Annotated in this window: 14 protein-coding genes and 2 tRNA genes; 2 read left to right on the plus strand and 14 right to left on the minus strand. The window is 60.3% G+C overall.

Features of this window, described 5'->3' with window-relative positions; translation table 11 throughout:
* Nucleotides 1-72: 72 nt before the first annotated feature.
* From pbpC to BTE54_RS07625, 6 genes are all read right to left on the minus strand, one after another.
* On the minus strand, nucleotides 73-2151 hold the full coding sequence (gene pbpC, locus BTE54_RS07600) for a penicillin-binding protein 1C (RefSeq protein WP_198939102.1): 2079 nt from the start codon (nucleotides 2149-2151) through the stop codon (nucleotides 73-75).
* The gene (locus BTE54_RS07605) at nucleotides 2148-7604 is read right to left on the minus strand and encodes an alpha-2-macroglobulin family protein (RefSeq protein WP_078052014.1); all 5457 of its coding nucleotides are present in this window, start codon (nucleotides 7602-7604) and stop codon (nucleotides 2148-2150) included. The genes pbpC and BTE54_RS07605 overlap by 4 nt, the downstream gene beginning before the upstream one ends.
* A gap of 118 nt (nucleotides 7605-7722) precedes the next feature.
* Entirely contained in the window at nucleotides 7723-7911 is a 189-nt protein-coding gene (locus tag BTE54_RS07610) for a Trm112 family protein (RefSeq protein ID WP_003523265.1), read from the minus strand.
* A gap of 10 nt (nucleotides 7912-7921) precedes the next feature.
* Entirely contained in the window at nucleotides 7922-8593 is a 672-nt protein-coding gene (locus tag BTE54_RS07615) for an LON peptidase substrate-binding domain-containing protein (RefSeq protein WP_065656418.1), read from the minus strand.
* A 69-nt stretch (nucleotides 8594-8662) separates the two neighbouring features.
* On the minus strand, nucleotides 8663-9631 hold the full coding sequence (trxA, locus tag BTE54_RS07620; RefSeq protein WP_035261692.1) for a thioredoxin: 969 nt from the start codon (nucleotides 9629-9631) through the stop codon (nucleotides 8663-8665).
* Nucleotides 9632-9684: 53 nt separating this feature from the next.
* Nucleotides 9685-10194 (minus strand): prolyl-tRNA synthetase associated domain-containing protein, encoded by a 510-nt coding sequence (locus BTE54_RS07625; RefSeq protein WP_078052015.1) that lies wholly within the window; start codon nucleotides 10192-10194, stop codon nucleotides 9685-9687.
* A gap of 253 nt (nucleotides 10195-10447) precedes the next feature.
* Between BTE54_RS07625 and BTE54_RS07630 the strand changes: the two genes are divergently transcribed.
* Nucleotides 10448-10522: transfer RNA gene (locus BTE54_RS07630), tRNA-Gly, on the plus strand.
* Nucleotides 10523-10813: 291 nt separating this feature from the next.
* Nucleotides 10814-11113: a hypothetical protein gene (locus BTE54_RS24620; RefSeq protein ID WP_143240702.1), complete on the plus strand. Its 300-nt coding sequence runs from the start codon at nucleotides 10814-10816 to the stop codon at nucleotides 11111-11113.
* Nucleotides 11114-11332: 219 nt separating this feature from the next.
* Here the strand turns inward: BTE54_RS24620 and BTE54_RS07635 are convergent.
* The 8 genes from BTE54_RS07635 to glmM form a co-directional block, all read right to left on the minus strand.
* Nucleotides 11333-11409, minus strand: a tRNA-Met gene (locus tag BTE54_RS07635).
* Between the two features lie 135 nt (nucleotides 11410-11544).
* On the minus strand, nucleotides 11545-12741 hold the full coding sequence (mnmA, locus tag BTE54_RS07640; protein ID WP_078052016.1) for a tRNA 2-thiouridine(34) synthase MnmA: 1197 nt from the start codon (nucleotides 12739-12741) through the stop codon (nucleotides 11545-11547).
* Nucleotides 12742-12946: 205 nt separating this feature from the next.
* The gene (gene opgC / locus BTE54_RS07645) at nucleotides 12947-14137 is read right to left on the minus strand and encodes an OpgC domain-containing protein (protein ID WP_078052017.1); all 1191 of its coding nucleotides are present in this window, start codon (nucleotides 14135-14137) and stop codon (nucleotides 12947-12949) included.
* 474 nt (nucleotides 14138-14611) lie between these two features.
* Nucleotides 14612-15685 carry a Tim44 domain-containing protein gene (locus BTE54_RS24625; RefSeq protein WP_125144934.1) on the minus strand — a complete coding sequence of 358 codons (1074 nt, stop codon included), beginning with the start codon at nucleotides 15683-15685 and terminating at the stop codon, nucleotides 14612-14614.
* 224 nt (nucleotides 15686-15909) lie between these two features.
* Entirely contained in the window at nucleotides 15910-17505 is a 1596-nt protein-coding gene (gene serA / locus BTE54_RS07655; protein ID WP_078052018.1) for a phosphoglycerate dehydrogenase, read from the minus strand.
* A gap of 83 nt (nucleotides 17506-17588) precedes the next feature.
* On the minus strand, nucleotides 17589-18767 hold the full coding sequence (locus BTE54_RS07660; protein WP_078052019.1) for a phosphoserine transaminase: 1179 nt from the start codon (nucleotides 18765-18767) through the stop codon (nucleotides 17589-17591).
* 212 nt (nucleotides 18768-18979) lie between these two features.
* Nucleotides 18980-19828, minus strand: coding sequence for an outer membrane protein (locus BTE54_RS07665; protein WP_065656474.1), 849 nt, complete (start codon nucleotides 19826-19828; stop codon nucleotides 18980-18982).
* Between the two features lie 186 nt (nucleotides 19829-20014).
* Nucleotides 20015-21367, minus strand: coding sequence for a phosphoglucosamine mutase (gene glmM / locus BTE54_RS07670; protein WP_003523248.1), 1353 nt, complete (start codon nucleotides 21365-21367; stop codon nucleotides 20015-20017).
* Nucleotides 21368-21539: the final 172 nt, after the last annotated feature.

The following is a 21539-nucleotide window of genomic DNA, read 5'->3' on the forward strand; positions in this document are numbered from 1 at the left end:
CGGCGAAAAAGAACTGACGAGACGCTCGAGGCGCAAGCCCGGGGCAACCCCTCGTGGAGTTGGACATCCCTGCTATTCGACGAAAACCCGCACGCTCGAGGCGCGGCCGTCGGCGTCGATAACCGTCAGTGTGGAAAACCCCTGGCCTTCCGGCCGCCATTCGCTGTTGCGGCGATGGGAAGCGTTCGGCAAAGGCAAACCATTGGCGAGCCAGCGGAAGGGTGCCCGCCCGCCCTGCAGCTTCAATACCAGCGGCGAGATGCCCGACTGGCCGGAAAGCTCCACGCGCGCGCCCTCCGGCGGGTAAACGATGCGCGGGGCGCTTTCACGTCTTGAAGCAGAAAGCAGGCCGCTGGCCGTCGTGGTAAAACGCCGCTGGTTGGCGGGGAGGTCATTGACCGCGACCCGCGCGACACCCGAAGGTGCGGCCGGCATCGGCGTGATCGCCATGCCGGATTTTTCGAAAGCCTCGAACAGGATCGGGGCGGCCGTCGCATAACCGGCAATGCCCGGCACCGCGCCATTGTCGGCCCGGCCGACCCAGACGCCCACCACATGCCGCCCGTCATACCCCACCGACCAGGCATCGCGATAGCCATAGCTGGTGCCGGTCTTGTAGGCGATGCCGCGCTGTTTCATGCCGAGCGGCGGCAGCACGCCGGAGAGGATGTCGGAGACATTCCAGATAGCGGCATCGGAGAATAACCGGTCCCCCTCCAGCCGTTCCGGGGCGGAGCGGACGCCGTCTCCAAGCCGCACGGGATCGCCGCCGCCGGCAAGCCCCGCATAGAGCTGCACCAGATCGACCAGCGAAACACCCGTGCCGCCAAGGGCGATGGCAAGCCCGGGCGCTTCATTGGCGGGAAGAACGAGTTTGACGCCCACCCGGCGGAACCGCACCATCAGCGCCGAGGGGCTGACGGCATCGAGCAGCTTGACGGCAGGCACGTTGAGCGACAGTTGCAGCGCCTGCCGGATGCTGACATCGCCCTGATAATGCATGTCGAAATTGCGCGGCCTGTAACCGGAAAAGTCGGCCGGGCGATCCTCTATGATGGTTTCCTGCCCGACAAGACCGTCTTCGAAGGCAAGGCCGTAGATGAATGGCTTGAGGGTGGAGCCCGGCGAGCGAACGGCCCGGCTCATCTCCACGAAACCGCGTCTTGCCGTATCGAGATAATCCGCCGAACCCACTTCCGCCAGAATATCGCCGCTTTGCGCATCGGCCATGACGATGGCGACGGAGACCCTGTCGCCGAGCTTTTCCGCCGCATGGCGGGCGACACCCTCCAGCTCCCGCTGGATCGGCAGCTTCAGCGTGGAACGCACCTCGGCAGTATCCGGGAATTTCACCCGTGCGGCGACGGCCATATGTGGCGCATAGGCCGGCAGGTCCCGCCGGTTGGTGGGCACATTCGCAAGCGCCGACCGTTCCGCTTCCCCCTCACCCACCACGCGTTCCACGGCAAGCCGTTGCAGCACCCGCTCGCGCGCCTGCTTCGCCGCCTCCGGAAAGCGATCCGGGCGTCGCTTTTCCGGCAATTGCGGCAGCGCCACCAAAAGGGCTGCCTCCGCCGTATCGAGCCTGCCCGGCTCCTTGCCGAACCAGGCGAGGCTTGCGGCGCGAATGCCTTCGAGATTGCCGCCATAGGGCGCGATATTCAGATAGAGATCGAGGATTTCCGCCTTGCTGAGCCTTCTCTCGATCTGGAGCGCGCGCGCGGCCTGCAGGAATTTCGCCGAAAACGACCGGTCGGCGCGCGGCTCGATCAGCCGCGCCACCTGCATGGAAAGCGTCGATGCGCCGGAAACGATCCGGCCGTTGCTGGCCAATTGCCAGGCGGAGCGCAAAAGCGCCCAGGTATCGACGCCGTGATGCTCATAGAAACGCTGGTCTTCATAGGCCACCAGCATGCGCAGGAACTGTGGGTCGACTTCGGCGGCCGAGGTTTTCAGCCGCCAGCGGCCATCGGCTGTCGCAAAAGCGCGCAACAGCTTGCCGTCACGGTCCAGAACCTCGAAGGATCGTTGCTGCGCAGCGTCCAGCGGCGGCGGATAGGCCTTGTCCAGCGCATCGAGACCGAAGGCCGCGCCGCCCATAAGCAACGCGGCCGTCATCATGCCGACAATGATCGCCTTCTTCCGCCTCATGGGTTTGCCGAGCGCACCTCCATGCGGCCGGTTGCCGTGCGGGCGGCAAATTGTGGCCGGTACATATCCTCAACCGAAGCTGCCGGATGATCGTAGGTGCCGGGGGTAACGGCGCGGACCACATAGGCAAGGGCAATTTCCGAACTGTCGCCGGCCGAGCGGTCGAAGGCCGCCACGAAACGGTCGTAGCGGAATTCCGTATGCGCCGCTTCCGTTTCCGGCAGCCAGTCGAAATTCGAAAGCTCAGCCGAATTGACAAGGCTCGGATTGTCGATTTCGAAACCGGAGGGCAGCAGGTCGGTCACCAGAATGCGCGACTGCCAGTTATTCTGCGGCACCACATTCAGCACCACGACATAACGTTCGTTCTGGACCACCTCGCTCGGATTCACCTCCTCGCCATCCATGGAATAATAGGTGCGGGTGATGGTGAAGCCTTCACCGCCGGCGGCAAGCGGCTGCGCCGGCGGCGCCACCGTGGTGACGACGGCCGTGACCGGATCGGCCGAGGCATTGGCGATCTTCAAGGGTGCGGCCAGCAATTCATCGCCGCTCATCCGCTTGCCGAAGCCGCCGGTCTGCAGATCGCCGTTCACATCGAGACGGATATCCTTGTCCTCGCCTTTCACGGCGCGGGCGGCCAGCAGCATCCATGCCTGTTCCTGGGTGCTGGTATAGGGCTTCTTTTCCCATTCCTTCGCCACCGCACCGGCAAGCTGCGGCACGACGGCCGGAACCGGACGGCTTTCGGCCGCAAGCGCAAGCGTTGCAGCACCATCACGCAGGGCCGAGCCATAATCGGCGCGGGCGAAGCTGACATTGGTTGCACGGCTTGCCATATCGAGCGAAGCGCCGAACACACTCTTCAAACGGGTCTGGTCGCCATAAAGCGAAAGGGCAGCGGCAACCTGCGCCTTGGCAAGCGGTGTGGCGAAATCGGCAAGCGCCGTATCGGCGTAATAACGCAGATCGTTGATCGCCGCCTTGCGGTTGCGCGCCAGCACATAAAGCGAATAGGCGATCTCGTTGCCGCGATCCTTGACATTGCTGTCATAGGAAAGACCGTTTTGCAGGTTGTTCAGCGCCTGCACCATGGCGGCTTCGGGCACATCGTAATTCTGCTCACGCGCCCTTGTCAGGAAGTCGCTGATATAGGCGTCGAGCCACAGATCGCCGTAACCCGGCGACCAGAGGCCGAAGCTGCCCGAACTCGACTGGAAGGACAGCACGCGGTAGATCGCCTCCTGCACGCGCTTGCGGGTATCGGGGTCTTCTGCAAGGCCGCTATCCTTTGTCAGTTCCGAAACGTAAAGCAGCGGCAAAGCGCGGCTCGTCGTTTGTTCGGCGCAGCCGTAAGGATATTTGTCCAGCATCATCACCAGCGCCGGAATATCGAAGGCGGGCGAGCGCGTGACATTGACCGCGACGGAAGAGCCGAGCAGCATGCTGTCGGCCAGAAGATCGCCATTGATCGTCAGGCTGCTATTGGGCGCGATCTTGATTTCGCGCCGCGTTGTGACGGGCAGAACGGCCGGACGCACCGGAACGTTCAGAACCTGCTCCAGTGAAAGACCGGCGGCATTGGAAACCTTGATGGTGATCGCGCCATTGCCGGGCTGTTCGCCCGTAAGCGGGACCGTCAGCGAAGACTTGCCGCCTTTCTGAAGCGCGAGAGTTTGCGACATCTCACCCTGATCGACCGTCAAGGCCGTATTGCTGGTCACATCCAGCCGGTAATCGCCGGGCTCGCCATCGGTATTGGCGATATCGAGCCGCAATTGCGAGACATCGCCGGGAGCGAGGAATTTCGGCGCGCTGGCCGTGACCACGACAGGATCGCGAATGATGGCGTCGGAGACGGCATGTCCCACGCCTGTCTTCGTCCAGGCCACCGCCATGATACGGGCCGTGCCGTTGAACTGCGGAATATCGAAGCTCACCGTCGCCTTGCCGTCTGCGTCGAGTTCGACCGGACCGGCAAAGAAGGCCACGAGCTTTTCCGTGGGTGGGCTGCCCTGAAGGGCTGCCTGCCCGCCGTCACCACCAGTGCGCAACCGGCCGGTGGCGCCGAGCGAACCGTCGATCAGGCGGCCATAGAGGTCGCGGATTTCCAGCCCCAGCCGACGCTGGCCGAAATACCATTCATCCGGCTTTGGCGGCTCATAGCGGGTAAGGTTCAATATGCCGACATCGACTGCCGCAACGATGACATAGGCCTTTTCGCCCACGCCGGCACCGGCGACGGTGATCGGAATTTCAAGCGGCTGGCGCGGCAGCGTTTTCTGCGGCGCGCCAAGCGTGACGGCAAGTTTGCGCTCGGCCGGATCGACGGCGAGCCATTTGATGCCGATGGCGCGCATCGGCATACGGCTTTCCTGCGCGTCGCCGGGACGAAATAGCGTGGCTGTCACATAAGCGCCCGCACCCCATTCCTCGGTGACGGGAATGTCGATCTCGCCGCCATCCTCGCCGATCTCGGCATTCTGCACGGCAATCAGCTTTTCCGAACCGGAAGTCACCATCAACTCGCCGGCAAAACGCGAGGAAACCTTGAGTTTGGCCTTATCGCCGATCTTGTAGCTCTGCTTGTCGAGAGCGATTTCCAGCGCATCCGGCGTTTCCGTCGAGCTTGCCTCGACATAAAAACCGGCATCGAACTCAACGCTGGAGACAGGCGCGCCATTGCCGGCGCCCTCCACTTCCAGCCGATAGCGACCCCAGGTGACAGGCACGGAAATCTCGCCGCCATTGGCATCGACGGACAAGCTGCCGGCTTCCTGCTGCTTGGTATATTCCACCGGCTCGTAACGCCAGGAATTGCCCTGACGATACCATTGATAGTTCCGCTCGACCTTGATGAGCTTCCAGTTGAGGCCGCTCATCGCCTGTTTGGCACCGTCAGCATTGACGCCGATGATGTGGAAACGGCCAACGGAATTCTGGGCGAGATCGCCGGAAAATTGCGGTTTGATACCGATGACCGGCGCTTCAGCCTTGATGGGTAGCGTCAGGGAGCGCTCCACGGCGCGGCCGCCGGCCTCGCGCATGCGCACGGTGATGTTGGCGGAAAGAAGCTGCGTTGTGGAGGGAAGATCGGTCAGATCGATATTGAAGCTCGCCTTGCCCTCTTCGTCCAGCGCCGGCAGATCGGCAAGCGTGGTGCGGTTTTCCTCTTCGCTTTCCTCATCGGCCAGACCGAAGAAATAACCTTCGAAATCGGCGCTGGTGCGCGTCGGTTTGATGGCGACCTCGCCCTCCAGCGTCAGGCCGGCTGCGGGCGCGCCATAGAGGTAACGGCCATCGACATCGATTGCCGTTTCCGCGCCAGGGTCGATCTGTTTTGCCTTGCTCGAGAGGTCGAACTCTGTGCGGTCAGGCACGAAATCATCGACGAGGAAGCTCTTTTCGCTGATGGCAGCCGTCTTCGGATCGGTATGGATGCGCAGCGTCCAGGTGCCGCGCATGGCATTTGCCTGCAACGGCAGATCGACCGCATGGCCGCCGAGCGCCTTGCCGTCGCTGACGAAACGCCGGTCCTCGACACCATCCGGGCGCGAGAAGATGAAAGTGAGCGGCAGATCCTCGATTGCCTTGCCGTCGACATCGCGGGCAAGGGCTGCGGCATGCACGGTCTCGCCGGCGCGGTAGATGCCGCGTTCCGTCCAGCTGAACACGTCGATGGCGCCGGGGGCTGCACGGCCCGTCACGCCGCGATCCGAAAGATCGAAGCCGGCGCGGGTCATGTCGAGGAACACATAGTCGTTGTCGCCGTTGCGCGCCGTCAGAATCGCAGGCGCCTGCGCCGCCGTGCCGCGCATTAGGCCGGCTGAGAACACCGCGCGGCCGTCCGCATCGGTCTTCGCAGTGCCCAGCACCTCGTTATTCTTGGCGAGCAGCTGCAAATCCACATCTGCCAGCGGCTTGGCGCTGCCAAGTGCACGGACAAAGACATTCAGCCCATCGGTTCCGGCATAGGTGGTTATGCCGGTATCGGATACGAGGAACCATTGCGTGGCGCGCGAATCCCAGGTTTCCGGCGCGGTGCCCGGCGGTACGGCGGTCAGCACATAGATGCCGGGCTTGCGCTCGGGCAGGGCCTCATCCACCGGGAAGCTCGTCACCACATCCTTGTTGAGATCGGGCTGGATATCGATTGAGCCCTGCCAGACAAGCTCGCCAATTTCGTTTTCGATACGGTCGGCGTTGTAGCCGTCCATCTGCGTCAGAAACTGCGAGTTTGAAAGAAGCGAGGTGATGTTGCGGTCGCCGACGCGATAAAGCTTCAGGTCGGCTTTGTCGGCATTGACAGAGACGATTGGAATGCCGCGGCGCGCCGTGCCCGGCAGCACGAAATTCTCGCCGGTGAAGCGCACGCTGGCGGCACGGTCACGCACGTATATATCGAGATCGACCTGCTTTTCCAGAGGCTCTTCCACCGAAGACGGCAGGCCGGCGCGAAACGCGATCTTGTAACGCTGGCCATGGGTCAGGCCTTCCACGCAAATCTCGCTGCCCTTCGCCTCGATGGCCTTGGGCGCTGCCCCATCCAGCGTGATGAAGGAGGAGTAATCGACGCCGTTCTTCACCAGCGGCTCGGAAAACTGCACGCAGGCGCGCGGGCTGATGCTATCGGTATCCACGGTATTGTTGATGACGCGGAAACCCTGCCGCGTGCGCAGATCGGCATAGGCCGCCTTGGTCTGCGCATTGTCGGTAAGCGCAAGGCTTTCCTTATAGGCATTGAGTGCCGCGCGATAATTCTGGGTTCGCTCAAAAGCCTTCGCCAGCCGGTTCAGGGCCTCAGTACGAGCGCTGACCGTGCGGCTGAGCTGATAGGCATTGATGGCAGCGGAAGCGGCTTGTCCCGCTATCGAATAATTATCGGTGACCTGCGCGGCCTTTTCCGACAGTTCCGCCCAGAGCGCCCCATCGTCAGGTGTGATCGCAAGGGCCTGTTTATAGGTCGTGACCGCATCGGGAATATTGCCGGCAGCTGCCTGCTGGCGCGCCGTTTCCACGAGGGCTTCCAGGCCCTGTTCGCCCTCACCCTCATTTGCCGCAAGGCCGGATTTCAGCCGGCGCGCTTCCTGCTGCAGGCTGTCGATCACGAAGGACAGGCGCTGCGGCGCGCCGATATCGGCTTCCGCGGCCACTTCCACGATCTTGCCGGCAACCGCGCCGGGGAAGGCGTTCAGCTGATTGAAATCCGATTTGAGGAAGCACCATTTCACCTTGGGATTGTAGGTAAAGGCCTTGCAGGCGGTATCGCCGACGCAAATCTCGCCGCATTGCTCCAGCGAGACATTTTGCTCCGTCCTGAGATCGAAGCCGAAATAATCGCCATTTTGAGTCGTAACGACCTTGCGGGAGGGTTCCGCCGCCATGGCTGGCTGAAAAAACAGGGCGGTTGAGACCGCAACCAGCGAAATCCGGACGAGCGCGCGCAACGACATCAGTTTTCTCCCCGCAACAGACATGTCGGGCGGGACTCTGGTCAAATCCACGCATGGTTGTCAACGCATCTTCGTCAATTCGCGACACGCAATGTGTGAAGGCGGGCAAGCGGGAAGGTTAGTCTTCTATTTTTCTCGCTTCCGAAATCAGCATGATCGGCACGCCGTCGCGGATCGGATAAGCAAGCCTCGCGCTCTCGGAGATGAGTTCATTGCGGGCGCGGTCATAGGCAAGACGCCCTTTCGTCAAAGGGCAGACCAGAAGCTCCAGCAGCTTGGGATCGACATTACTCATCCTGTCGTCCATGCCAGCGATCCTATTGCAGCACGGTGCCGCCCTCGCCCGAACCCTGGGCAAGAACGATCTCGGTGATGGCGATCAGTGTTTCGGCCCTCGTCTTCAGATCAGGCGCTTCCAGCAATGCCTGTTTTTCGGCGGGCCCGAAAGGCGACATCATGGAAAGCGAATTGACGAGAACGCGATTGCCCGCCCTCTCAACGCTTTCCCAATCCGCCTCCAGCTGATTGGCATCCAGAAACGAGCGGAAGACACGCAAAAGGTTCTCGCGGTCCACGGCTTCCTCGTCATATTCGCCGCTAAGATCGGCGATGAAGGGCGCGTGCCGGAAACTTCGATAGGGCTCACCCGCGGCGACCTCCTCCAGCAGGCGGAAGCGGCACACGCCGGTGAGCGAGATGATATAACGGCCATCGCCGGTTTCGGAAAAGGACGTGATGCGGCCGAGGCAGCCAACCGCGCTCAGCGGACCGCCCTCAAGCCCCGCCTCGATGACATGCAGCGCGGGCTGCACCATGCCGATGATGCGATGGCCGGCTAACGCTCGGTCGATCATGGCGAGATATCGAGGCTCGAAAATATTGAGCGGAAGATGGCCTTCCGGTAGAAGCAGCGCGCCCGGCAATGGAAAGACCGGCACGGTTTCCGGCAGATCGTCGTTCTTCACATATCTCGCATTTCCGACATGCATGGGAATCAAGCCCCCTGTTCACTGCTGCCCGGCCGGCGGATCAACCGCCACGGCCGGGATATGCCCGCATTACGAAAACAGTATCGCCGAAAGCTTCCTGCGGCCGGCAACGGTTGCCGGATCCTTGAAGCCCCAGGCCTCGAAAAACTCCAGAAGCTGGCGGCGCGCGCCGTCATCGTCGAAGGTCCGGTCCTTGCGCATGACGTAAAGCAGATGGTCCGCAGCCTCATCGCGCCGCCCTTGAGCATTCAGCACCTTGGCAAGCTTCACCCGCGCCTCGTGACGATCGGGATCGAGCGCAAGCTCGCGCTCCAGCGCCACGGGGTCGCCGATCTTGCGGGCTTCCTCATATTGCGCGATCTTTTTCGAAACGAGCTGAATACCCGCATCCTCATTGAGTTCCGCGGGCAGCGAAGAGAGCAGTTCGCTTGCCCGCTCATATTGACCGGCGGCGATCATGCATTCCGCGATACCGGCAATCGCTGCCGGATTTTCCGGATCGGCCTGCATGACGGCGCCGAAAAGCTGCGCCGCGCCGTTGAAATCGCCATCCGCCAGAAGCTGCTTCGCTTCCGTCAGAACAGCCTCGATCTCGGCCTTGGGATCGCCCGCGTCAGGCCCGGCGATCTTCTCGATGAACTGCTTGATCTGGCTTTCCGGCACGGCGCCCATGAAGCCATCCACCGGCCGGCCGTCGGCAAAGGCGACGATTGCCGGAATGGACTGGATGCCGAGCTGGCCGGGGATCGACGGGTGGTCGTCAATATTCAGCTTCACGAGCTTCACGCGGCCATTCGCCTCGTTGATGACCTTCTCGAGCACTGGCGTCAGCTGCTTACACGGACCACACCAGGGCGCCCAGAAATCCACCAGAACCGGCTGGCGACGCGATTCCTCAAGAACGTCCCTGGAGAAACCCGCCGTCGTGGTGTCCTTGATGTGGCCGGAGGCCGCACCGTTCAGCTCGCCATTATGATGGGCGCTTGCGGTCATCTGCCCGCTATAGGAACCGCCGTAAGGATTATTTTCGCCGCTCATGCCGGTCTCCCGTAACCTCTGTCATATGTCTTATTTGAAGCAAAGATCGTATCTCACTCGGTGACTTTCAAGACAAGCGGCGCATGTCCGGTTGCCTCGAGAAAGCGAATGAGATCCGTGGACGCGATCGTTGTCGTCTGGTCGTTGGAAAGCGGATGGCCATTGACCAGCTCGTTTTCCAGAAGCCCGCTGTCAAGCACGAAGGTGACCTGCCTGTCGGTGTCGTTGATGGCTCCGAACACCGTTACCGAGCCCGGCGCGACGCCCAGATATTCAAGCATCTTTTCCGGTCTGCCAAAGGACACGCGGCTTGCCGCACCGATGGTCTTGTGAACGCTTTTCAGATCGACGACCGCATTTTCCTCAACGGTCAGAACGAAATACTGATCCTTCTTGTCCTTTACAAAGAGGTTCTTTGTATGGCCGCCGGGAATGAGATCGCGCAGCGACTGGGATTCGGCGACGGTAAACACCGGTTCATGTTGCTTCGTGGTGTGGGAAATGCCGAGTCCGTCGAGAAACTCGAACAGCTCCGATGCCGTCTTCCGGGAATTTTCCGCCATATCCTGCCGCCTGCCTCTGCCGATTCCACTATCCTTGTTTCCTGATTAAGCGGGCAACCGACGCTTGGCAACGCAGGAAAAAACAGCGGGATGAAAAATTCTCAATCATTTCCGCCGCTTGTCGCATTTCTCAAAGAAATTTTCGCGTTTTTGTCATTTCCCTGTTGCATTCCAAAATCGATTGAGCGATATAGCGCCCGTCGCCGCTTGGCGGCCCACGGTTCAGCGAACTACCCCGGACCGGTGGATTTGAGCGGGTGTAGCTCAGGGGTAGAGCACAACCTTGCCAAGGTTGGGGTCGAGGGTTCAAATCCCTTCGCCCGCTCCAAATTTCCCTAAAGATAGAATCATCATAAAAGTATCGCCGTTTGCGCGTGTCGCATCGTTCCGTGTCGTGCGGCTTGAAACTCGGCCTGCGCAGCCCCCTTTGTCGGCAAGGCGCGACGGAAATTATCCCGCAAGCGGAACTTATGCCGAAGATGTCCGTTTCAGACCCGAGGCTCCTAACCTCAGTTCCCCTCTGATTGCCCGCCATGAGCGGGCATTTTTTTGCCGATGTCCCTGGAACAGCTTATGTGCGCAGCACGTTCTCCTGCGTTGTTCAACGCGGGGAAGAGCCATGTCCGCACATCCTGGAAGAATTCTCTTGATTGCCGCAGTCGCCACCTTGTCGATACCCGGCATATCGCCTGCCGCCGATATGACGGTTTATCGTGAGGAACGGGTTTCACCGCACAAAGCACATTATCGACCGCAGCGGATCGAAAATACCTATTCCAATTCCGCGAAAATGCGCTGCACCGAAAATATCGTGTCCTATCGCTCCCCTAACGAACGGCACACGGAACAGGTCACGCTCTGCCATCCGCCATTAAACTGGCGAACAGGGCCATCAACCGCAACAATATGGTCGCCTTGATCTTGCCATAATTCATTCAATGTGCTTTTGTGCAGCCGCCCTTGTGGGAGGGGGTAAAGGTTGAGGCCCGCTGGCTGCATTTTGGCAGTAAGCGGGTTTCCCTTTTTTTGGGCATAACTTACCGGCAGGCACCCTCGGATCCATTGTTTCTCCGGCTCGGAAAATCAATGAAACATGGGCGCATAATCGTTCGGTTTGGATTTTTCGCATGAAGGAAAGTGGTAGCGGGAGAGGGACTTGAACCCCCGACACGCGGATTATGATTCCGCTGCTCTAACCACCTGAGCTACCCCGCCACAGGGGAAACGTGACAGTCATGTGACCGGCCGTTCCATCAGGATGAGCGGCTTATAAGGTGCCGCTCCCCAAAGTGTCAAGCGCAAGATGCGCAAAAAATTCGCTTTCCGCATCGCTGCAAAAAGCGAATGGTTTCAGGCGGCAACCGGCTTTTCCAGAAGCGCCTTCAGCGACGCCTCGGCTTCCGCCGAGCGTTCCGACCGTTCGATGAAACCGCCGCCGTAAACGCGGGCATCGGCCCCCGGTGCGGAATAAAGCACGCAGGCCTGACCGGGAGCGACACCGGCCTCCCCGGTCATCAGGTCCACATAGATACCGTTTTCGTCCGCATGCAGCATCGCTTCCGTCGGCGGGCGGGTGGAGCGCACCTTGGCGAAACAGGCAAAGCCCTGCCCGGCATCGTTCGCCAACTCGCCGTCACCCAGCCAGTTCACGTCACGCAGATAGACCCGGCGGGTTTCCAGCGCTTCGCGCGGGCCAACGATGACCCGGCGGCCGCGTGCATCGAGATGCACAACATAAAGCGGCTCCCCGGTCGCGACACCAATGCCGCGGCGCTGGCCGATCGTGTAATGCACGATGCCATCGTGGCGGCCGAGCACACGCCCGTCGAGATGGACGATATCGCCCGCCAATGCCGCATTCGGCTTCAGCTTGTTAATGATATCGGTATATTTGCCCTGCGGCACGAAACAGATGTCCTGGCTGTCAGCCTTCTTGGCGACGACCAGCCCCATATCTTCCGCCAGAGCGCGCGTCTCGGCCTTGGAGAGGCCGCCGAGTGGAAAGCGCAGATAATCGATCTGTTCCTGCGTGGTTGCAAACAGGAACCAGCTCTGGTCACGGTCACTGTCGATCGGCCGATAAAGCGCACGCCGCCCCGGCTGACCGGAAACGGGATTGGGACGCGAACGAATATAATGGCCGGTCGCCAGCGCATCGGCGCCCAGTTCCTGCGCGGTGGCGAGCAGATCGGCGAATTTTACCGTCTGGTTGCAGGCCACGCAGGGGATCGGCGTTTCACCCATCGCATAGGCTTCGGCAAAGGGGTTGATGACGGTTTCGCGGAAACGCGCTTCGTAATCCAGCACATAATGGGGAATGCCGAGCGTTTCGCAGACCCGGCGCGCATCGTCTATATCCTGCCCCGCGCAACAGGAGCCCGCGCGGTGCACGGCAGCACCGTGGTCATAGAGCTGGAGCGTAATGCCGAGGACATCATAGCCCTCGCGCTTGAGGATACCGGCCACCACCGAAGAATCGACGCCACCGGACATGGCGACAACGATCCGGGTATCTTCCGGCCTCTTGTCAAAATCGAGCGTATTCACGTTTTTTCCCATCGTCAGTCATAACGGGGGTAAAGGCCCCGCCGCCTGTCGGTCATCCGCCGCGAGAAACCTGGCGTCAATCGGGCCGTCCTGTTTCGCTATCCTGCGGATTTAAGGGCTGCATATAGAAAGGAATGGCCGCGCACGCAAGTACGGGGCGGAAAACCGCCCCGCAAAGCCGTCAGATTCGGGCTGGGACCGGCCCTCAGGCGCCGGCCGCCTTCTGGCCGCTGCTGCCGAACCACTTGTCGCGCTCCCGCCACAGGGCTGGCAGGGCCAGCAATCCGATAGCCGTGAAGGCGATCAGGGTCTTGTTGAGCTGCGACAGTTCCGCCGTGCGGCCGTCCAGATAATAGACGCCATAAACGATGGCCACGTGCCAAACATAGACCTGCAGCGAATGGCGGCCGAGCAGTTGCAGGAACTTCAGCGACAGCACCCAGATGACGCCCTCGGCGATGGAGCGCACGAGCGGACGATGATGCTTCGGACCTGCGATCACCAGCCACGTCAGACCGACGCCGACAGCGAGGAAGTTGATGAGATAGACCGGGCCGAAATCGGCACGGATTTCCATGGTGGAGAATTTGCCCATCATGAATTCCGGCATCAGGCCCCAGGCTGTGGCGATGCGCAGCGGCATGAAGAACAGGCAGATGACGAGCGCCGCTTTCGGCAGCCACGTATGCTCAGGCGAGAAGATCGCCTTCCACGGAATGCGGTTCTGCGCCGTCATCGCGCCCATCACCAGCGCTGAATAGAATACGAGCTGCCAGCCGAGCAGGTTGAAGCTGACGCGAATGCCCTGCTCGTCCGCACCCTTCACGAGTTCGTTGAGGGGGGTCGTCACGATCTGCTGCAGGCCGAGCTGACCGGCCATCCAGACCAGCAGGGAGCCGGCCATGACATAGGCCCACTTGCCATCAAGGCAGAGCTTCACCAGCACCGGCGCAAAGATCATGTAGACGATATATTGCGGCAGAATATCCATGAAGGTCGGCTGGAACAGGAATATCGCGATCGCCGCCAGTCGCAACGGATCATCGAACGACGTCATGCCGAGCCAGTTGTACCAGATATAGGGTGCATGCGGGATGACCATGCGGAAGAACAGCACGGCGATGACGAGACCCATCGCGTAACGATAAAGCTCCAGCGCCCGGTTCCAGATCATCTGTTTACCGGCATCATAGCCGTATTTCATCATCTTGCGCGCATAGACCATCCCGATCAGCAGGCCGGACAGGAACACGAAGCCCTGCGCGTCCTCGACAAAGGCAAACTGCCGGTGATTGATTTCCACCAGCCAGAAGCCGCCGGCAAACACCAGATGGTTGATCAGCATGAAGACGAGGAAGTAACCACGCATCCCGTCGATCAGGTCAAAGCGTTTCATCTCGATAGCTCTCCGTTCTCGCAGGGCCTGCATTGCCCAGCCACCCAGCCCGGCTTGGGAGGGGCCGGGGATTGGATTGTCAACGCTGTTTTGCGCCTGAGGTTCCCTTTCCAAAGCGGTTTAGAACCGGCACAAAAAGTCACATTGACGTGTATGCATTCTGGTTAGGATGCAGGGACTGAACGCCGGATGAATAAAAAAAGGCAATTCCGTGAAGCGGATGAGCCATGCGCGGGCAACATGCCGCGACAGGCAGCGCTCAAAGCGTTGCATAGCAGGGCGAAACGGAATTCACCGCCGATGAGCGGTGGAGATATCACCCGTTAGATTTATCAGTCGTTTTTTTGACCGCATCTTTCCGCCCCTTTTGCGGAGCGAGCCTCGGCGTGACCATGCCCTCTGGAAGCGAGACGAACAAAGGCCCGGCGGTCGCCAAACCGCCGGGCCTTTATCCGTTAAACACGCTCCGATTCGTCAGGCAGCGGCCTGAATAGCGGCCACCTGCCAGTTGTCGTTTCCGGGGCGGCGAACGAAGGTCCACATTTCCACCGCTTCAGAAGGCTGGTGCTCGTCGCCTTCGATCACCTTGCCGGAGGTGCGGTCGCGCATCACGTCAATGGCGGAGTAGCGCATCGCCACCGTTGCATAGTCCTGGCCCTCTTCGTGCCATGCTTCGGCAACATCGCCCTGTAGCAGCGTCACATCGCGCACGTCGTTTTTCACGCCGCTGGTGGCGTTGTCGCTCAGTTCTTCTGCGAGGTAAGACATGGCTTCCGGCGTCGTCAGCTTGCGCAATGTGCCGTAATCCTCGGCGGCATAGGCGGCCTGCACGTCTTCCAGCATTTTCTGGAAAGTTTCGAGATCGCCCTGGGTGATGCCGATTTCATCGCCTTCCGACATGGCGTTGGCATGAGGCGCAGGCTTTGCCGTTGCGGCAGTGGCGGCCACACCGCCCGCAGCGCCGGCCAGCGCGCCGATCTTCGGAATCTTGAACGAGGAAGCGGCAGAACCCGCCTGCGAACCGCCATTATAGGAGGAACCGGAATGATCCGTGCGCTGCGACCCGCCGGCCGAGCCATAAGCGGGCTGGCCCTTGCGGCGCGAGGCGAAGAAACGCATGGCGAGCATCACCAGACCACCGATAAGCAGTACCTGCATCAGCATGCCGAAGAAACCGGCCATACCGCCAAAACCGCCGCCCATCAGCATGCCGAACAGACCGCCCATCAACAGGCCGCCCATCAAACCACCCATCATGCCGCCGAACAGGCCGCGATTCTGCTGCGGCGCCTGCGCGCCCGGACGGGCCGGCTGAGCAGCACTCGGCGCTGCCTGATTAGTGTTGGGCGTCATGCTGCGGTTGATAGGCGCGGTCTGGCCGGGTGCAGTGCTGGTCGAAGGCGGAGCGGAATAGGTCCGCGTGCCGCGGCTGCCGAAACCGCCGCTGGCGCGACGCGCTTCTGCCATATCAACCGCCACGAAAGACACCGCGATACCAAGCGCGGCGACTGCGAACAAACCCTTGAAGCGCCGAAAGGCAGCAAACATCGTTATCTCCTGTTGGCCGCCCTCCCATGAGCGGCATGTCAGCAGGCGATATAGCAACTCATGATCATCATTTTTAGACCACTCGGCTTAAATTTTTTGTGATATGCAACCAATGCGATAGTCGCCCGTATTTTGCGACGAAACAGACACTGGAAAAACGAAAAACCCGGCACAGGGTTTCCCCTGCGCCGGGCCTTATTGTCCCCTTGGGAGGAACGATAAGATCAGTCGACGTTGAAGGTCAGCGGCTTGACCTGGCGGATTGCCGGGTTGGCGCGCAGCTTGTCCAGCACGGTTTCGGAAACCGGGCCGTCGACATACAGCAGCGCGATGGCGTCGCCGCCTTCCTTTTCACGGCCGAGCTGGAAGTTGGCGATGTTAACGCCAGCCTCGCCGAGCGTGGTGCCCATGAAGCCGATCATGCCGGGAACGTCGGTGTTGGTGATGTAGATCATGTGCGATCCGACATCGGCATCCATGTTGATGTTCTTGATCTGGATGAAGCGCGGCTTGCCATCCGAGAACACCGTGCCGGCAACCGAGCGGATCTGGTTTTCCGTCTTGACCGTCAGCTTGATGTAGCCGTCGTAAACGCCGGTCTTGTCGCGCTTGACCTCGGAGAGGATGATGCCCTTTTCCTTGATCATGACCGGGGCCGAAACCATGTTCACGTCCGCAACCTGGCTGCGGATCAGGCCGGCCAGCAATGCACTGGTCAATGCCTTCGTGTTCATGCTGGCGGTTGCGCCGTCATAAAGGATTTCGATTTCCTTGGTGGCGCTTTCCTGCACCTGACCGACGAAGGAGCCGAGAACATCCGCCAGGCGGATGAAGGGCTTCAGGCGCGGTGCTTCCTCAGCCGTGATGGACGGCATGTTGATGGCGTTGGAAACCGCACCCTTGACGAGGTAATCCGACATCTGCTCGGCAACCTGAAGGGCAACGTTTTCCTGTGCTTCCGTGGTCGAAGCACCAAGATGCGGCGTGCAGACGACGTTCGGCAGGCCGAAAAGCGGGCTCTCCGTGGCGGGCTCGACTTCGAACACGTCAAAACCGGCGCCGGCGACATGGCCGGACTTGATGGCATCGGCAAGGGCCGCTTCATCCACCAGACCGCCACGGGCGCAGTTGACGATACGAACGCCCTTCTTGGTCTTGGCGAGGTTTTCGGCATTAAGGATGCCGCGCGTCTTGTCGGTCATCGGCACGTGCAGGGTGATGAAATCGGCCTGCGCCAGCAACTCGTCCAGCTCAACCTTGGTGACGCCCATTTCCTGCGCGCGTTCCGGGGACAGGAAGGGGTCATAAGCGAGAACATGCATCTTGAGACCGAGTGCACGCGAGCAGACGATGGAGCCGATATTGCCGGCGCCGATGACGCCGAGCGTCTTGCCGGTAATTTCGACACCCATGAATTTCGACTTTTCCCACTTGCCGGCCTGCGTGGAGCTGTCGGCTGCCGGAAGCTGGCGGGCAACTGCGAACATCAGCGCAATCGCATGTTCTGCCGTTGTGATGGAGTTGCCGAAAGGCGTGTTCATGACGATGATACCGCGGCGCGAGGCGGCCGGAATATCGACATTGTCGACGCCGATGCCGGCGCGGCCGATAACCTTGAGGTTGGTCGCAGCCTCGATCAGCTTTTCGGTTGCCTTGGTGGCGGAGCGGATGGCGAGACCATCGTAGTTGCCGATGATTTCGGCAAGCTTGTCCTTGTCCTTGCCGAGCTTCGGCTGGAAATCGACTTCGACGCCACGATCGCGGAAGATCTGGACGGCGGTTTCCGACAGTTCGTCGGATACGAGTACGCGAGGTGCCATGGTTCACGGGCTCCTTGAAAAACGGTGCAGTTTTGAAAGCGGGGAATGTGCGGCCCTGCATCTGCGCAGGGCCGGTATCAAAATCAGGCGGCAGCCTTGGAAAGTGCTGCCTTCTGCGTCTGGTAAGCCCAGGCGAGCCAGGGCATGACAGCTTCCATATCCGTCGTCTCGATGGTCGCGCCGGCCCAGATGCGCAGGCCGGACGGGGCGTCACGGTAAGCGCCGATATCGAGGGCGACATTTTCCTTTTCGAGCAGGGCGACAACGCCCTTGGCGAAATCGGCCTGTGCGGCGGCATCCAGCGCCTGCACTTCGGGATCGACGATCTTCAGGCAAACGGACGTGTTGGAGCGGGTTTCCGGCTTGACGGCCAGGTTGGCGATCCAGTCGTTCTTCTCGATGAAGTCGTAAATGACCTTGGCATTGGCATCGGCACGGCCGATCAGCGCCTTGAGGCCGCCGAGATTCTTCGCCCACAGCAGCGCGTCGATGTAATCTTCAACGCAGAGCATGGACGGCGTATTGATGGTTTCGCCGGTGAAGATGCCTTCGATCAGCTTGCCGCCGGAAACCATGCGGAAGATTTTCGGCAGAGGCCATGCCGGCGCGTAGCTCAGGAGACGCTCGACAGCGCGGGGCGAAAGAATGATGACGCCATGGCCGCCCTCACCGCCCAGAACCTTCTGCCAGGAGAAGGTGACGACGTCGAGTTTCGTAAAATCCATGTCCTGTGCGAAGGCCGCCGAAGTGGCGTCGCAGATGGTCAGACCCTTGCGGTCAGCCGGGATGAAATCGGCATTGGGAACGCGAACGCCGGAGGTGGTGCCGTTCCAGGTGAAAACCACATCGCGGTCGAAATCGACTTCGGCAAGGTTCGGCAGCAGGCCATAATCGGCCTCGAATTTGCGAACGTCCTTCAGCTTCAGCTGCTTGACGACGTCGGTGACCCAGCCCGCGCCGAAGCTTTCCCAGGCGAGCATATCGACGCCGCGTTCACCGAGCAGCGACCAGAGCGCCATTTCAACGGCGCCGGTGTCGGATGCGGGAACGATACCGATGCGATAATCGGCAGGAACGTTCAAAACTTCACGGGTGAGATCGATGGCCTGCTTCAGCTTGGCTTTGCCAACCTTGGCGCGATGCGAGCGACCGAGCGGCGCATCGGAGAGAGCATCTAGCGACCAACCGGGACGCTTCGAGCAGGGACCAGAGGAAAAATGCGTATTGCCCGGACGGACGTCCGGCTTCACGATATCTGTCATTTAACTACCCTTTCAGATAGGCGCCTCTCGTTAGGGAGAGGTGTCCTGACGCCGTTGCTATTCCTCTGGCCGATCCCAGTCAAGCGGAATATGTCGCTACGCAGAAGAATTTTGGTCCATATGCGTCATGCCCCGTGTCAGATGCCGGTAAAACAAAACCGCCCGCACCCGGAGGATGCGGACGGTTTGAAACTACCAGCTTGGCGTGACGTTTATTTATAAACGGCAGGCTGCAGCGGAATATCGGCGGGCGGCATGTATTGTGCGGTATCGCAGCCGTTGAAGACATAACGGCCGCCGACGCGCACTTCATGCGAATAAAGGCCCTTGTCACGGCCCGGACCGCCATTGTTTTCGTACCCGAACATATCGCCCTTGTTGATATGGCGGAAACGGTAGCCGATGTCGGCCTTCAGGTTACAGGTGACATCGATGGAGGCACCAGCCATCAGGGCGTAAGCGAAACGCCACTTGCCCTTGCCGCCATGTTCGGTGGTCGGGTCGCAACCGAGACCATTGGTGCTGCACGAGGTATTGCGCAGCTTGTCCCATTTGACATAGGAGCCGCCGATACCACCGCCGACATACGGCGTGACGCGGCCATAGGTGCCAAGATCGACATAGGCGTTCGCCATGAGCGTATAGGCTCTGAGCGAACTAAGATCGGTAGAGACGCATCCACCTGAGGGCGAAACACCGCAACCGCCGCTCGTGGAACCGCGGAAATCCGACTTACCCATATAGTCGAAGGTCACGTCACTGCGGAAATAGTTGTTGAACTGATAACCGACACCGGCACCGATGACATAGCTGTCCTTGATCGTCGCGGTATCGAAATCCGCGAGGTAGCCGCCGGGGCCGCCCTGATAATAATGGGCGCCGCGCAGCTTGTTGAAGGAATAACCGACATCGCCGCGCAGATACCAGCCGCTCGCCTGGGTAACAGTAACCTCGGGTGCATCGACATAGGCCGGTGCAGGCTCAGCTTGATAAAGATCGGCAGCGATAGCGCTTGTACCGGTCAGCAGGACGGCCAGAAATCCGGCCAGGGCGTTTTTCATGACTTCCACTCCAGAAGAGGCACGTGCGGTTTCGGCAGCAGATGCCAGTGAACTGTTCAGTCATGGAGATTGACGTAAAATGGTTAAGTCCCGATTAACCACGATCATTCACTATATTTATTAGGAAATACTCAAAGAAAAAGCCGGCTGCAGAGCCGGCTTTTTGGGCGTTACTGTCTCGAAGGCTCACGCCGCCGAGCGGGCATTGGCGATGACGCCGACGAGATCGTTGACGATCTGCTCCACCTTCGCACTGTCGTCGCCTTCCGCCATGACGCGGATCAGCGGCTCCGTACCGGAGGGGCGAATAACAAGGCGGCCATTATTGGCCAATGCGCTTTCCGCATCCGCAATTGCCTGCTGCACGACAGGGTTTTCCAGCGGCTTGCCGCCGGAAATACGGACATTCTTCAAAAGCTGCGGCACCGGCTCGAACTTGCGGCAGACTTCGCTGACCGTGAGGCCGGAGCGCTTGACCTTGGCGAGAACCTGCAAGGCCGCAACAAGGCCATCGCCCGTCGTGCCGTAATCCGACAGCACGATATGGCCGGACTGCTCGCCGCCGACGTTGAAATTGTGGTTACGCATGTGTTCGACGACATAACGGTCGCCCACCTTGGTACGGGCAAGGGTGAGGCCCTTGTCGCCCAGGAAGCGTTCCAGCCCGAGATTCGACATGACGGTCGCCACGATACCGCCGCCGCGCAGCGTGTTGTCGGCAGCCCAGCTATCGGCGATGACGGCCATCAGCTGGTCGCCATCGACGATCTCGCCGCGCTCGTCAACGATGATGACGCGATCCGCATCGCCATCGAGCGCGATGCCGATATCGGCCCGTACTTCATGCACCTTCTTCTGCAGCGCTTCCGGGTGGGTGGAGCCGCATTCCAGATTGATATTGATGCCGTTCGGCTCATTGCCGATGGTGACGACTTCCGCGCCGAGTTCCCAGAGCGCAGCGGGCGCCACCTTGTAAGCCGCGCCATTGGCGCAGTCGATGGCGATCCGCAGTCCGCTCAGCGTCACATCACGCGGCAGGGTGCGCTTGACGAATTCGATATAACGATAGATGTCGCCATCCACACGCTTGGCGCGACCGATCTCGCTCGGCTTGGCAAGCTGCGCATAGATATCCTTATCGAGAAGGTCTTCAATCTCCAGTTCCAGCTCGTCGGAAAGCTTGTAACCATCCGGTCCGAAAAGCTTGATGCCGTTATCGGAGAAGGGATTGTGCGAGGCCGAGATCATCACGCCGATATCGGCGCGCAGCGACCGGGTCAGCATGGCGACGGCGGGCGTCGGAATGGGGCCTAGCAAAAAGACATCGAGGCCGGCGGCGGTGAAGCCGGCGACCAGCGCGTTTTCCAGCATATAACCGGAAAGACGCGTATCCTTGCCGATGACGACACGATGGCGATGATGGCCACGGCGGAAAATCGTCCCGACCGCAATGCCCACACGCATCGCCAGATCAGGCGTCATCGGAAAGACGTTCGATTGTCCGCGGATACCATCGGTTCCGAAATAACGGCGTGCCATTTGAACTCCAAATCTTTTCCAGCATTCCGGCAAAAGCTGAAACAGCCGGAAGCGTTTTTGGCTAGATGCCACAAACCACGATAAACAGCACGTAAATTAGCGCAAAAATGGCTTATATCTTGTTACCAAAATGAAAAGGCCACCCGGAAACCCGGATGGCCTTTTACAATTT

The sequence above is a fragment of the Agrobacterium sp. YIC 4121 genome (genome assembly GCF_002008205.1).
GTDB classification, from domain to species: Bacteria; Pseudomonadota; Alphaproteobacteria; order Rhizobiales; family Rhizobiaceae; genus Agrobacterium; species Agrobacterium leguminum.